This window comes from Streptomyces sp. NPDC048671, assembly GCF_055587045.1.
Genome location: NZ_JBVJHB010000005.1, coordinates 175472 through 188626, shown reverse-complemented (window position 1 = coordinate 188626; position 13155 = coordinate 175472). Strand labels below are relative to the sequence as shown.

Below are 13155 nucleotides of genomic sequence, written 5' to 3'. Positions count from 1 at the left end.
AGTTTGGTCGTTGTGTCAGATCGCCGCTGTGAGTGCGAGGATCCGGCACAAGACCCGGGCTGACACCCTTGCAGGGCTCTTGCCACCGTGTCGTTCCAGGTTGAGCTGCCCCTTGAAGGTCTGATTGATCGACTCGATGACCTGCCGCAGCGGTTTGAACAGGTATGACCCGGCTGGCTCGGTTTCCCCCTTGCGGGCTGGCCGCAGCAACTTCAGGTGACGCTCGGCAAGGCCGTGCTCGAACTCTCGGCCGAAGTAGTTCCTGTCCCCGATGATCGTCTGCCCAGGGTGAACGGCGAGGACGTCTGGAGCGGTATCAAGCATGTCGCGCAGCGTTTCGCGCTCGTCCGCCTTGGCCCCGGTGAGCGCGAACAGGACCGGCAGTCCGCCGGGTGTGCACACCAGGTGCAGACGCAGCCCCCAGAAGTATCGCGAGTGTGACGCGCAGTAGCCGTACTGGGCCCAGCCTGCCAGGTCCGAGCGTTTGGCCGTCTCGCGGGTGCAACCGGAACCGACCGGCGTGGAGTCGACCGGCCACACATCGTCGCTCCACAGCGAGGTATCGCGGGCCACGATCCGGATCACGCTGGTGAGCACTGAGAACGCGGCGCGCAGCCGCTTGTTGTAGCCGGACGGCTGGGGCACGTAGGGAAACAGGTGGCCGAAGTCCCGCCCGACGCGGCGAAGCCAGCGCCGCTCAGAGGTGTATCCGAGCAGCGCTGACGTGACCGCGAGCGTGATCAGCTCGGCGTCGGTGAGCTTGGGCGTGATTCCGACGGCAGGCCGCCACGGCGCGAGCCACGGCGAAGCCTTCAACTCGTCGTCAATCCGGGCATGGAGTGCCGTTGCGAGGTGTCCAGGTCGTTAGTCACACATCGACGTTGGACGCCCTCGTCTCATGTCCGCAGGCGATTTCTCGGACTCATTCAGGGATCCGGGGCGGTGCCCACTGCGTGACTACGCGTCACGGTCATTTCGCAGGGCCTGGATGAGCCAGGGGTGCACCGGGATCAGGTTCGGTACTACCTGCCAGCCGTTGATGATCCACACCAGCCGCCAGTACCGGTCCACCCGGGGATCGTGCACCTCTTCGAACTGCTGGGCCATCCAGTCCCGGAATTCCGTGTCAGGGGTGCGCGCGAACACCTCGGCAAAGCGGTGCACGAGGTCGTCGATGACGGGTGCGACCCTGTCGCTGCGCGGGTCGATGCCCGACTCCGTGGCCTCGGCCACCCTCTGACGGGTGAATTCCATCAGTTCCTCGCCGGCGTCGCGTTCGATGCCGAACGGGCGCCCGGCGGCCTGACGTACGGCCGCCCGGCACATCCGGGCACGGAAATCCTCGTCGCCGACCAGCTCGGCGAGCTCCACCCACGCGGCGACCTGCTCGCTGGTCGGATCATCGGGGAGGTCGGGAGTGGCAACGCGAACCATGGCCACCGCGATCGGGTCGGCATCCACTGTGCCGAAGGTGCCATCCACGAAATCGTCGATCAAACGTCGGCGTTCCTCGCCGGACAACTGCGTGAGCCTGTGCATGAGCCTGGTCTCCTCGGGACTGGACCCGCGTCTGGCCACGACTCGCAGAACGCTCCGACGCAGTTGCAGCATCCGGATCTGGACGTCCATGGCGTCGGCGTGCGCCGCGGCGACTTCCGCCACCGAGAGCTCGCGGTCCAGCACCCGTTGAATCGTGGCCAGGTCCATTCCCAACTCACGTAGTGTGCGAAGGAGTTCCAGACGAAGCAGTGCGTCGAGGTCGTAGAGCCGATAACCGGCGGGACTACGGGTGGTCGGCGCTACCACCCCCGAATCGGAGTAGAACCGGATGGTCCTCACAGACAAGCCGGTCCGCCGGGAAAGCTCCCCGATCGAGTAGAGGGTCGTAGCGTCCATGTCCCCCACTCTGCTGTCTCCAGTCACTGGAGACTCAAGGCCGTTCCCCAGCCGGGCCGCGTCCCAGACGTCCACCGAGTCGCTGAAGCATGCGTCGCGTACTCTCCGCCGACCTCCGAATGAAACGGGCACGCCTTGCACGTGCTGGGCGGGCGATGGCAGCGACATGCGACACCACTCACCGGCGGCCTACGGCTACGAGCCCTTGGACTCAATCATCCAGGGCCTGACCCGGGCGTGGAGGTGTACGTCGTGCCGGCCGTCCGCGTGCAGCCACGCCCCGCGCCGGATGCCCTCCGCCTCGAATCCGGCCTTGACCGCCACCCGGCAGGACGCGTGGTTGGCGGTCGAGTGTTCCAGCTCGATGCGGTGGAACCCGCGCTCGTACAGCGCCCACCGGGTGAGCACCTCGGCCGCCCGGGGGCACAGGCCCCGGCCGCGTGCCGACGGGACGGTCCAGTAGGCGATCTCAGCCGTACCGTCCCGCAGCGCGAAGGACTTGAGGGCGACCCTGCCCAACAACTGGTCGCTCTCCGCGTCGACGAGCGCCCAGTGCGCGCCCGTCTCCGACCGCCATTCGCCCTGCCACGCCTCGATCCAGCCCTCGGCCTCGGCCACCGAATCGGCCCTCCGCAGGTGCCAGTGCTGGATCGCCGGGTCCCGGAACGCCTCCCGCACCGCTGCGGCGTCGGTCAGCAGCCAGGGGCGCAGCAGCGCCTCGCCGGCCACGGGCAGGGTGGGCTGGCCCGTCGCGGCCAGGGCGCCGGCAGGTATCGCGGGAGCAACCAAGTACGGCATGACCGGAATTGTCACAGACGGATCCGTGGGTGCGGGTCTACGCCTGCGCCCCGTTCAGCAGCGCCCGCTCCACATGGGCCGTGACCACCCAGTTCGGCGCGTCCACGATCTCGGAGATCCGCAGGTCCGCCGCCACGCTCGCCAGCAGGTACGCGTCCTGCGGAACGAGCCCCGTACGGGCCGAGATCTCGTCGATAAGCGCACGGACGGCGTCCTTCGCCGCCTCCATCAGATCCGGTCCGATGCCCGTCGTGGCCAGGGCTGCGCCGGTACGGGCGCTGACCGGGTCCGTCTCGATGACCGGGGTGCGGGGCGCCGCGCCCTTGCGGACGTCCACCCGCAGCCGGGCCGTCGCCCGCGTCTCGATACCCGTACCGCACACCTCGCCGTCGCCCATCGCCGCGTGTGCGTCGCCCGCCGAGAGCAGGGCGCCCGCGACCCCGACGGGCAGGATGAGCCGGGCGCCGGGGCCGATGTGGCGGATGTCCATGTTGCCGCCCCAGCGGCGGGGCGGGATGACCGAGTGCGGTCCGGGCTCGGGCGGGGCGACGCCGATCGTCCCGATCATCGGCACCACCGGGATCCGCAGGCCGGGCAGCAGTTTGGCGTATCCGCCGGCGATCGTCGAGACGCGCAGATACGGGTCGGGGAAGTCGTCGGCGAGCAGTCCGAAACCGGGCAGGCAGGCCGTCCAGCCCCACTCCCCGACCTGTACGTCGAGGATGTCGACGACCAGCGCGTCACCGGGCTCGGCCCCGGTCACGTACAGGGGGCCGGTGACCGGGTCGAGGGTGGCGAAGTCGAGCTCTTCGAGGTCTGCGGAGGTCGACCCGGCGACCAGCTGGCCGCCGCTCGCGTCCTGGAACTCCAGGACCGCTTCGTCACCGGGGGCGAGCGTGGCGACGGGCTTGAACGTCCGGTCCCAGGCGTGGTGCACCTGTCCGCGGTGGATGCTGAAGTCACTCATGAAACGTGGGGCCTCCAGGTCGAGTTCAGCGCGGTGCGGTGCGGTGCGGTGTGCGGCGGTGCGGCGGTGCGATGTGCGGCGGTGCCGTGCGGCGCGGTGCCGATCCTGGCGCGGCCGGCCGGGTTGCACAACACACCGGGTTCGGCGCGGCCCGCCCCGGGGCGTGACCCACATGGCCGACGGCGAACCGATTCGGCGGTTCCCGTACGGGTGAGCGCGTACAGCGTGCGAGTGAATCCGTGGCTCTGCGCGGTCGGTGCCGGGACAGACTCGGGCCGGAACGATCTTGTCTCGTTCCGGCCCGACCTCGAATGAACCGCGCGACGAACCCCGTGATCCGCGCGACGAACCCCACAAGGAGTGCCCCCACCATGCGACTTCGTACCGCTGCCGCTGCCGCCCTCGGCGCGCTCGCGCTCATCGTGAGCCTGCCCGGCTCGGCCAGCGCGGCCGACGGCGACTTCCTCTACACGTACACCACCGCGCTCGGACACCGTCAGGAGGTCGCCCTACTCGACCCGCCGAGCCGGGAGTGCGTCACCCTGCCCGGACTGGCCGACCCGGAGGCCTCGGACCCGGCCGACACGCCCTGGAACAACACCGGTTCCACCGCGACGGTCTTCACCGGCCCGGACTGCGACGGCGACCACTACACCCTGCGGCCCAACGGCGGCCACGCCTCCAGCCGGCTGAAGCTCCGGTCGGTCGTCTTCAGCTGATACGGCTCCGGGGCGCGGCCCTTCACCGTTCCGTCAGGCCCTCGCCGGCCGGCCGGGGCTGTCGGGCAGCAGGGGGAAGAGCCTGGTGACCGCGGCCACGGCCACGGCGTCCGCGGGGCGCGCCCCGGGGTGCTGGTCCCGGTCGCGGTAACCGGCCAGCAAGCGGCGTACGGAGGCGGCGAGTTCAGCCGTCTCCGCCGGGGTGAGGTGGACCACGGCGCTGAAGGACTCGTCCTGCCGCCACTCGGCCGGCGCCTGGTCGCGGTGGCTCAGCCAGTGCTGATAGCTCTCGTCCTCCAGTCCGCGTGCCAGCGCGTCGAACTCCTCCGGCGCCTCCCCGCCCGGCTCGCCGGAGGGCTCCCAGCGGAGCCGCCACGGCCGCACCCGGCCGCCCGTGTGCGGCGCCTCCTCGATGAGGCCGTGCGCGGCGAGCTGGCGCAGATGGAAGGAGCAGAGGCCGGAGCTGTGTCCGAGGCGGGCGGCCGCCTCCGTGGACGTCACCGTGCCGGCCTCGGCGAGCAGGTCCAGCAGGGCCACGCGCACGGGGTGGTCCGGGAGCGGTTTGCGGGCGCGGTGGGGCAGGGGGCCCGTGGATGCGGATTGACGCTTCTCATCGCTCATTTTGCAAAGAGTGCTACTTTGCAAAGCGTTCGGTCAAGCCGGCCGCCGTCGGCAGCCCCGGCCGACTCCCGTATGCGCGGAAGGCGTTGGTACTCCATGGCCGCTCGGTCCGACGACAGCTCGCAGGACCTCCGGGTACGCATGCAGGGCGTACCCGTCGACTCCTTTCCCCGGTTCGCGCCGGAGGCCGAACGGGGTGCGGTGCGCCGCATCACCGTCGTCGGGGAGGAGATTCTGCATCGGCCGTGCCGGGAGGTCACCGAGTTCGGCACCCCTGAGCTCGCGCGGCTGGTCGACGACATGTTCGCCACCAACCAGGTGGCGGAGGGCGCCGGACTCGCCGCCAACCAGGTCGACGTGGACCTGCGGCTGTTCATGTGGGACATCACGGACGAGTGGGGGGTGCGCCATGTCGGGCACATCGCCAATCCCGTCCTGGACGAGGTGGCGCCCGAGCAGCGCCGGCTGGTCGAGGAGTCCGAGGGGTGCCTGTCCGTCCCGGGCCCCTACCGCATGGTGCCGCGCCTGGACCGTACCGTCGTACGCGGCCGCGACAAGGACGGCGGTCCGCTGGTGATCGAGGGCCGTGGCTACTTCGCCCGCTGCCTCCAGCACGAGACGGACCACCTGCGCGGCCACCTCTATCTGGACCGGCTCGGCCGGCGGGAGCGGACGACGGCCCTGCGCGAGATGGCCGCTTCCCAGGACGAGATGTTCGCCCGGCGTGCCGCGCTGGCCGCGAAACTGGGCAAGTGACTCCGGGGCCGGGGCCGGGACCGCGGCAGGGGCCGGAGCCGGGGCCGGGGCCGGAGCCGGGACCGGGGCCGGAGCCGGGGCCGGGACCGGGGCCGGAGCCGGGACCGGGGCCGGAGCCGGGACCGGTTCAGGACCCCGGGATCACAGGACCCCGGATCAGCGGTAGTACTCCGGGTGTCCCTGCATCCAGGTGTTGACGCGGTCGCGCGTGCCGGTCAGGTCCTTGAAGTGCTTCTCCAGGTTGGCCGTTGACGTGTCACCGGCCAGCTCGGTGCGCAGCGCGGCCGTCCACGCCAGCGGCTCCTTGAAGTGGCCGGGACCCTGCTGGTCGGCCTTCATCGCCGCGTCCAGCCCGGTCAGTTCCTCGTTCACCCGGCCCAGGAAGTAGGCGCAGTCCCCGGCGCCGGGGGTGCAGGTGTCATAGAGGGTGACCTGGAGGCCGGCGAAGGCGTCCCGAACCTTCTCGGGTCCGGGGGACGGTGCCTCCTGCGCGTCCCCGTCCCCGCCCGCGCCCGCCGTCTCCGCGGCGACTTCGGTCGTCCCGGCCTGCTCGGCCGACGCGAGCACCGACGGGACCACCTGCGGGACATCGCTCCCGGGGCCCTGCGACGTGGTCGCCTCGGAGCAGCCCGCCAGGGATGCCACCAGAGCGGCCGCCGCGGCGAGTGCCGCCGCGTTTCTGCGGGCGCGGATGCGGATACGGACAGACACAGGAGGCCCCCCTCGTCGGATGGCCCAGACCCTACCTTGGCCGGTCAGCCCGTGATCAGCCCTCGGTCGCCGCGGGACGGGCAGTCCTCGGCAGCCGTGATCAAACAGTCCCCTCGTCCACGCAGCGGGAATCGTGAACACCGCTGGAACGGGAATCACGGACGCCGCGCCACAACGCCCGGCCGTCACCGAAGACGGGCAGGAGGAACGCGAGGTGCGTGAGGTACCACCAGGCCAGGGACCGGTCGAGCCCGGAAAGCCACAGAACGGCGCCCACCGCGACGCAGGACAACGGCCCCGCGAGAGCCACCGCAACGGCCTGACGCCCCGTCATGGTCCCTTCCGGGATCACCGATGTGCGCCACGCCGTCCGCTCCAGCACGATCCGCGTGACCGTGGGAATACGCCTCAGGAGGACGACGTGGGCCGACTCGTGCAGGGCGAACGGGACCACCAGCCCGAGGACGGCCGGCTTGACCAGCAGCACCCACGCCATCGTGGCCGGTACCGCGTCGCCGGAGCGCGCCCACCAGAAAAGTGCCATGGCCAGCAGGGCGCCGGCGAACGCCGGCAGTGGCCACACCTGGGTGGCCACCGCCCAGGCGACGGCACGGACCTTCGGGTCAGCTGCCCGACCCGCTGAGGAGCTCCTCACGGCGCTGCTTCAACCCCCGGTAGATGGTCTGGATCATCACCAGGACGCCGGTGATCACGAGGAACAGGACGATGAGCGGGACCGGGTTCTCGACGCCGGTGGTGATGCCCAGCGCCCCGTCGTGCTTCTTCACGGTCTGGAACATCATCGACCCGAAGAACACTCTCCGATCGACGATCTCGTCAGTGCCTGTTGAGAACATGAGCGTGAGCAGGGTCGCCGCCACGATGCCCAGCGTCAGCAGTGCGGCCCCTACGGCGGACGTCACTACCGACCGTGCCTTGAACATTCCTTCTCCTCGACTCGCTTGCGTGGATTCCTTGAACCGCGTACCAGACGAATGCGACGGCCGCTCCGGTCAGGCAGACCACCACCGCCCAGGGCGGGAGACTGAGCAGCCCCAGTCCGATCAGTGACAGGCCCAGGACGACGAGGACCACGGACAGCCCCAGGAAGACGGAGAACGGGTTGTCCTTCTCCGCCGGGAACACGATGCTGATGCACGTGGTCATGGCCGCTCCGCCCAGGCAGGACGCCAGAGCCGCACCGCCGGCGGCGGCCCGTTCCGGGTAGATCGCGACGGTGAGCGCGAAGACCGGTACGGCGAACACCGCGAGCAGGACCACCTGCGCCCTGATGAGCCGGGCGTAGACCCGCCAGGCCGAGTCCCGCACCCCGGGCAGCATCCGGAGCTGCTGGGTGGCGGTGAACTGGTACAGCCCGCCGAAGGACAGGGCCGCGAGCCCCCACATGGGGTGCACAGACGGCTTGACCACCAGGTAGACGAACACGGCCAGGGCCATCGCGGCGGCGGCCACGGTCTGCGCGCTGCGCAGCAGGCACCAGTCGTACGGCCCGAGGACGCCTCGCAGCCGGACGCTTCCGGGGAGCTTCAGGTAACGGGACTGGCGTACGTGCTGGTTGGGGGCGAGCGCGAAGGTCAGCGCCACGAGCACGGCCGACAGGGCCACGGCGGCGGCCAGCGTCGGCAAGGGGCCGTGTTCGTGCCAGGCCCAGGACACCGACGTGACCCAGGTGTACTCGGCGCGCTTGTTCAGGTACGCACCCGAGATGTCCTGGATCATCGGGGTCATCCGCGCCGAGTAGTACGCCAGCACGGCGAACAGGGCGAGCGCGTTGAGGACGCCCGCCATCCGGCTGAGGCCGATCAGCATCCACAGCCGGGTCAGCGACTGGTACAGGACGGACAGCGTCAGGTAGGTCAGGGCGGTGGGGACGACGATCGCGGTGGTGATGTATCCGGCCGCGGACGGGCCGAGGAGGATCAGCGCGCTCACGGCGAGGGAGACGAGTCCGGCGGCGGCCACCGTGGCGGTCATCGCCGCTTCGTACATGAGGAACGCGGTCGCACGCTCCCTGTTGGTGACCGGCAGCTGGTAGCTGAGCCGGAGCATTCCTTCGGCGTTGATGAACAACACCTTCACCAGCAGGAAGGCGATCTGCACCCACAGCAGGAGGGACACCGTCGCGGTGTCGAACAGCAGCCGCCACACGCCGGCTTCGCCGGCCAGGGGACGCAGGAAGAAGTAGGAGCCGGTGCACATCGCGCCGAGCAGCACCACGGCCGCCACCGCGACGAACACGCGGACCGGGGCAGACTTCAGGACGCCGACCCGCAGCACCCGGCGGCTGAAGAAGACCAGGAGCATCCGGGCCAGAACGGCGGAATGCCGCAGCCTCACCCCTGTCACCGCTCCGCCGTCTCGAGGTAGTCGAACACCATGGCGGCCACGGACCCGTGTTCTTCCACCAGGTCCTTCGTCGGCTCGTCACAGACCAGGAAGCCCAGATCGAGGAAGAGCGTCCGGTCGGCCAGGCGCTCCAGTACGGCGAAGTCGTGCGTGCACAGCAGGATCGAGCGGCCCTCGTCGCGGACCCGCCTGAATGCCTCCTCCGCGAGGTGCAGCGCTTCGAGGTCGATGCCGTTGAGGGTCTCGTCGATGACGGTCAGCGGCGGCCGGATGACGAGCGAGGAGACCAACTGCGTCTTCTTGCGCATGCCGTGCGAGTAATCCTCGATGAGGTCGTCGTAGCGGCCCCCCATGGAGAACTTGCGGAACAGGGCGACGGCTTCGTCGTGATCGACCTTCACATCGAACAGTTTGCCCATCATCGAGACGTACTCGCGGGCGGTGAGGAACTCGGGAAGGTAGTCATTGCTGGACAGATACATGCCCAGCCGCTTCGCCGCGGGCCGGGCGTGTTCGTGGCCGCCGACAAGAATGGTTCCGGTCTGCAGGCGCACCAGATCGAAGATGTTTCTGATCAGCGTGGACTTGCCGGAGCCATTCGGCCCGACGAGACCGACGATCGTGCCTTCCTCGACCGTGAAGGACACATCCAACAGGACGTTGACAATGCCGTCATAGGAATAGCTGACGTCGTTGACATTCAGGAGAGACACTATCGCGTTGATCCTTTACCGAGTCCGTCGAATCAGGGCGGTGCCCAGGAAGCCGGAGCTTCCTGGGCACCTTGCGTCAGGCAACTACTTGCACTCGGCGCTGACCTTCAGGCCGAAGTTCTTGAAGGACCAGGAGCCGCTGAACTTCTTGTGCTGCTTCACCACACACCAGACGACCAGTCCGGCGAAGATGCTGGCGCCCAGACCGAGCACGACAGCGGTGAAGATCAGGAACCAGGCGTCGTACCGGACGAGACCCTTGTCCACCTTCGACCTGATGGACGCGAGGGCGCGCTCGGGCGCCGTGGTCGCCGCCACGTACGCGCCGATCGACGCGGACGTGTACGCGCTGACGGCCTTCGCCTCCACGGGTTCGACGGAGGTGGCGGATTCCCGGACCAGAGTTGATGCAGACACGGTTGTTCTCCCCTGTGATTGATATCGACCTGACGAAAGGTGTCATGCGAAAAACGGGGGACGCTAAGGGCTGTCCCGCAATTCCTGGTGGATCAGCGCGCGGCGTCAGATGCGGTGCATCGCAAGGCGGAGGGACGCCCGAATACTGGATGTATTCGGGCGTTCCGACAACGCAGCGAGGTGCCGTAGCTGTCGTCGTGCGCCCGCCAGGAATTGCGGGACAGCCCTTAGTGTCCCCAAGGGCACCGTGCCGCACATTTCCGGTAGGTCGCTATCACGGCCGCTTCCGCCCGCGAGGAGATCGCCAGCTTGATGAAAACGCTGGTGACATGCTTCTTGACGGTCCTTTCGGCCACGCACCAACGGCCCGCCATGGCGTTGTTGGACAGGCAGTCGCCCAACGCGACAAGGACTTCGTTTTCACGTGCGGTGAGGAGCGAGAGATCCGCATCGCGCACCCATGGCGGCATACTGCAGCCGTGGCCCGGCTCATGATCGTCGCGGGTCTGTGATGCGCCTGACGTAATGGGTCTGTTCGGTGCGTTCGCTGCGTCTGGAGTGGTCGGCGTGCCAGGCGTGCCAGGTTGTCTGTTCGGTGGCAGTTGCAAAGCTATTCCCCCGTACCGACGGGCGGTCACCCGCGCGTTCGATTCGATTGCGACCAAGGAGGCTGGTCAGACCCCCGGTCGCAAACCGCGACAGTAAGCGTCGCGTATAAATCGGGTCAAGGAATAGCGACGGAGTGACGGTGATGCAAGCCGATAACTTTCAGCCCTGCGGCTCCTCCGAGGCCTCCGCGACCTCCTTGATCCAGCGGCCTCGACCCACCGCGTCGACCAGAACAGGCCAATCCCGAATCCCGAGCCACGACACGCAGGGGAGCCCGGCGCCCGGGACGGACGCGAGCGGCCGGCCCAGGCCATATCGCGCCGGGGCGGCCGCCAGTCAGCCCGTGATCAGCTTCTGGAGCGCGGGCGCGTAGAGGTCGGCGATGCGTTCCGGGGAGGCCAGGGCGCCGGCTCCCTCGCGGTGGAGGCTGAGCGTCGCGCCGAGGCCGAGGAGGTGGCCGGCCAGGAGCTCGGCGCGCAGGGCGCGGTCCCGGCCGGAGAGGCGGGCGGTCAGGGCGTCGGTGACCTGTTCGTGGAACCGGTCGCGCAGGAGCGAGCGTTCGTCCTGGTTGCCGAGGGAGAACACCACGCGCAGGAGCGGGTCGGACTTGAGCTCGCGGCGGCGGGTCACCAGCGTGACGACCATGTGGCGGCCCAGCAGGCCGAGCGGGGCGTCGAACAGTTCCGCGGCGGCCGGGCCGAAGTCGGCCACGGTGTTGAACAGCTCTTCCTTGCGGCCGAAGTGCTTGACCACGAGGGCCGGGCTCACCCCGGCATCCGCGGCGATCTGGCGGATCGTCACCTCGGCGTACGGGCGCTGGGTGAACGCCCGCCGCGCCGCGCGCAGGATCGCGCCCCGGCCGGTGCCCGCGTCCGCGGACCCGGGGGCCGGTGCGATGGCCTGGCCGCCGGTCATGCGCCCTCCTGGATCTGTGCTGTCCGTACACCGCCCTCGCGGATGCCCGGCGCCTTGCGGCTCTCCCCGACCGTACCCGCCACGGCCGGCTTCCCGCCCGGCAGGAACAGCGTGACGGCCAGGGCCGCGAGCGCCGCTCCCGCCGCGATCACGAAGACCAGCTGGTACGCGTGGAGGGTCGGGGCCGTCCTGCCCCCCGCCCGGAACGTGATGTTGGCCAGCACCGCGGCCACCGTCGCGCTGCAGAAGGCCTGGCCGATCGACCGCATGAGGGTGTTCAGACCGTTGGCGGCCCCGGTCTCACTGACCGGGACTCCGCGCATCACGAGGGCGGGCAGGGCCGAGTAGGCGATCGCGGTGCCCGAGGCGACGACCGTGGCGCCCGCGATGATCAGCCACAGGCTGTGGCTGGTGAAGTACCGCACCCCGTAGCCGACGGCGATGATCCCGGCGGCCAGCGCCAGGCTGACCTTCGGACCGCGCTTGGCCGATATCCGCGCCGATACGGGCGAGAGTGCCACCATCGCCACCCCGCCCGGCAGCAGGCACAGCCCGCTGACGACGAGCGAGACGCCGAGCCCGTACCCCGTGGCCTTCGGCTCCTGCACCATCTGGGCGGTGACCAGCGAGTTCGCGTAGAACGCGAAGCCGATCAGCAGGGCCGCGATGTTGGTGAGCAGTACGGCCGGGCGGGCCGAGACCCGCAGGTCGACCATGGGCGTCGTGACGCGGAGCTCGTACGCGCCCCAGAGCAGTGCCACCACGACGGCCGTCGCGAGCAGGCCGACCGTCCGGACCGATCCCCAGCCCCAGTCGGCGCCCTGGGTGACCGCGAGCAGCAGGCAGACGAGCGCGACGGACAGGCCGAGCGCGCCGACGGCGTCGAAGCGGCCGCGGCTGCGCAGCGGTGACTCCGGCACGCAGCGCAGGACCAGCGCGATGTCGATGAGACCGATCACTCCGGAGACCCAGAACATCGTGTGCCAGTCGAAGTTCTCGATGACCAGGGCCGCGACCGGCAGGCCGATGGCCGCGCCGATCCCGAGCGTGGAGCTCATCAGCGCGACGGCGGACAGGACGCGCTCGGGCGGGAGCTCGTCGCGCAGGATGCTGATGCCCAGCGGTACGACGGCGATGGCCGCGCCCTGAAGCGCGCGGCCGGTGATCAGCACGCCGATGTGGGAGCTGACCGCACAGAGCACCGAGCCCACCACCAGCACCGCGAGCGAGGCGACGAGCACCCGCCGCTTGCCGTACATGTCGCCGACCCGGCCCAGGACCGGGGTGAAGACCGCGCCGGTGAGGAGGGTGACGGTGACCAGCCAGCTCGCGGCGGCGGGGGTGGCGCCGGTCAGCGCGGGGATGTGCGGCAGCAGCGGGACGACGATCGTCTGCATCACCGCGACCACGACACCGCAGAACGCCAGCACGCCGACGGCGAAGCGGGGGTGCGGGGCCTGGGCGGCGGGGGGCGCGGGATCGACTGGGACCGGTATGTCCGCGGGCATGTTTCTCCGTACGGTGCTCGGCGTCAAGGCGGGGGTGTACGTGCGTTCACCCCTAGGGTAAACGCACGTACACCCCCTCGGCGACGGGTCGCCCGAACGCCGCGTTAGCCTCGGTTCCGAGAAGCGGATCCGGGAAAACGGGTCCGGACGACGGACGA

16 protein-coding genes are annotated in these 13155 nt (G+C 69.7%); 2 read left to right on the top strand and 14 right to left on the bottom strand.

The window, feature by feature from the left end; translation table 11 throughout:
- Positions 1 to 15: 15 nt before the first annotated feature.
- The 4 genes from ACZ6S6_RS11950 to ACZ6S6_RS11935 all read right to left on the bottom strand — a co-directional run bounded on the left by ACZ6S6_RS11950 (position 16) and on the right by ACZ6S6_RS11935 (position 3661).
- Entirely contained in the window at positions 16 to 828 is an 813-nt protein-coding gene (locus ACZ6S6_RS11950) for an IS982 family transposase (RefSeq protein ID WP_469705599.1), read from the bottom strand.
- A gap of 129 nt (positions 829 to 957) precedes the next feature.
- Positions 958 to 1896 carry a helix-turn-helix domain-containing protein gene (locus tag ACZ6S6_RS11945; protein ID WP_469705211.1) on the bottom strand — a complete coding sequence of 313 codons (939 nt, stop codon included), beginning with the start codon at positions 1894 to 1896 and terminating at the stop codon, positions 958 to 960.
- 195 nt (positions 1897 to 2091) lie between these two features.
- Positions 2092 to 2694: a GNAT family N-acetyltransferase gene (locus ACZ6S6_RS11940; protein ID WP_469705209.1), complete on the bottom strand. Its 603-nt coding sequence runs from the start codon at positions 2692 to 2694 to the stop codon at positions 2092 to 2094.
- Between the two features lie 37 nt (positions 2695 to 2731).
- Positions 2732 to 3661 carry an acetamidase/formamidase family protein gene (locus ACZ6S6_RS11935; protein ID WP_469705206.1) on the bottom strand — a complete coding sequence of 310 codons (930 nt, stop codon included), beginning with the start codon at positions 3659 to 3661 and terminating at the stop codon, positions 2732 to 2734.
- Positions 3662 to 4032: 371 nt separating this feature from the next.
- On the opposite strand from ACZ6S6_RS11935, the gene ACZ6S6_RS11930 reads away from it, so the two are divergent.
- The gene (locus tag ACZ6S6_RS11930; RefSeq protein ID WP_362957864.1) at positions 4033 to 4380 is read left to right on the top strand and encodes a hypothetical protein; all 348 of its coding nucleotides are present in this window, start codon (positions 4033 to 4035) and stop codon (positions 4378 to 4380) included.
- 33 nt (positions 4381 to 4413) lie between these two features.
- Here ACZ6S6_RS11930 and ACZ6S6_RS11925 read toward each other — a convergent pair whose 3' ends face one another.
- Complete coding sequence (locus ACZ6S6_RS11925) at positions 4414 to 5001, bottom strand: ArsR/SmtB family transcription factor (RefSeq protein WP_469705204.1); 588 nt, start codon at positions 4999 to 5001, stop codon at positions 4414 to 4416.
- Between the two features lie 141 nt (positions 5002 to 5142).
- Here ACZ6S6_RS11925 and def point away from each other — a divergent pair, with 141 nt between their 5' ends.
- On the top strand, positions 5143 to 5757 hold the full coding sequence (def, locus tag ACZ6S6_RS11920; RefSeq protein ID WP_469705595.1) for a peptide deformylase: 615 nt from the start codon (positions 5143 to 5145) through the stop codon (positions 5755 to 5757).
- A 156-nt stretch (positions 5758 to 5913) separates the two neighbouring features.
- On the opposite strand, the gene ACZ6S6_RS11915 is transcribed toward def, so the two are convergent.
- From ACZ6S6_RS11915 to ACZ6S6_RS11875, 9 genes are all read right to left on the bottom strand, one after another.
- On the bottom strand, positions 5914 to 6468 hold the full coding sequence (locus tag ACZ6S6_RS11915; protein ID WP_469705201.1) for a hypothetical protein: 555 nt from the start codon (positions 6466 to 6468) through the stop codon (positions 5914 to 5916).
- Between the two features lie 100 nt (positions 6469 to 6568).
- The gene (locus tag ACZ6S6_RS11910) at positions 6569 to 7123 is read right to left on the bottom strand and encodes a hypothetical protein (RefSeq protein WP_362957874.1); all 555 of its coding nucleotides are present in this window, start codon (positions 7121 to 7123) and stop codon (positions 6569 to 6571) included.
- Positions 7092 to 7325, bottom strand: coding sequence for a hypothetical protein (locus ACZ6S6_RS11905; RefSeq protein ID WP_362957877.1), 234 nt, complete (start codon positions 7323 to 7325; stop codon positions 7092 to 7094). The genes ACZ6S6_RS11910 and ACZ6S6_RS11905 overlap by 32 nt, the downstream gene beginning before the upstream one ends.
- Positions 7306 to 8826, bottom strand: a complete 1521-nt coding sequence (locus tag ACZ6S6_RS11900) for a hypothetical protein (protein WP_362957879.1) — start codon at positions 8824 to 8826, stop codon at positions 7306 to 7308. The genes ACZ6S6_RS11905 and ACZ6S6_RS11900 overlap by 20 nt, the downstream gene beginning before the upstream one ends.
- A gap of 5 nt (positions 8827 to 8831) precedes the next feature.
- The gene (locus ACZ6S6_RS11895; RefSeq protein ID WP_362957882.1) at positions 8832 to 9548 is read right to left on the bottom strand and encodes an ABC transporter ATP-binding protein; all 717 of its coding nucleotides are present in this window, start codon (positions 9546 to 9548) and stop codon (positions 8832 to 8834) included.
- 84 nt (positions 9549 to 9632) lie between these two features.
- Positions 9633 to 9965: a hypothetical protein gene (locus ACZ6S6_RS11890; RefSeq protein ID WP_362957885.1), complete on the bottom strand. Its 333-nt coding sequence runs from the start codon at positions 9963 to 9965 to the stop codon at positions 9633 to 9635.
- Between the two features lie 227 nt (positions 9966 to 10192).
- A complete protein-coding gene (locus tag ACZ6S6_RS11885) occupies positions 10193 to 10435 on the bottom strand; it encodes a helix-turn-helix domain-containing protein (protein ID WP_469705196.1) in 243 nt (80 codons plus the stop codon).
- Positions 10436 to 10910: 475 nt separating this feature from the next.
- Positions 10911 to 11489 (bottom strand): TetR/AcrR family transcriptional regulator, encoded by a 579-nt coding sequence (locus ACZ6S6_RS11880; RefSeq protein WP_362964989.1) that lies wholly within the window; start codon positions 11487 to 11489, stop codon positions 10911 to 10913.
- A complete protein-coding gene (locus ACZ6S6_RS11875; RefSeq protein WP_469705193.1) occupies positions 11486 to 12997 on the bottom strand; it encodes an MFS transporter in 1512 nt (503 codons plus the stop codon). Before ACZ6S6_RS11875 ends, ACZ6S6_RS11880 begins: the two co-directional genes overlap by 4 nt.
- Positions 12998 to 13155: the final 158 nt, after the last annotated feature.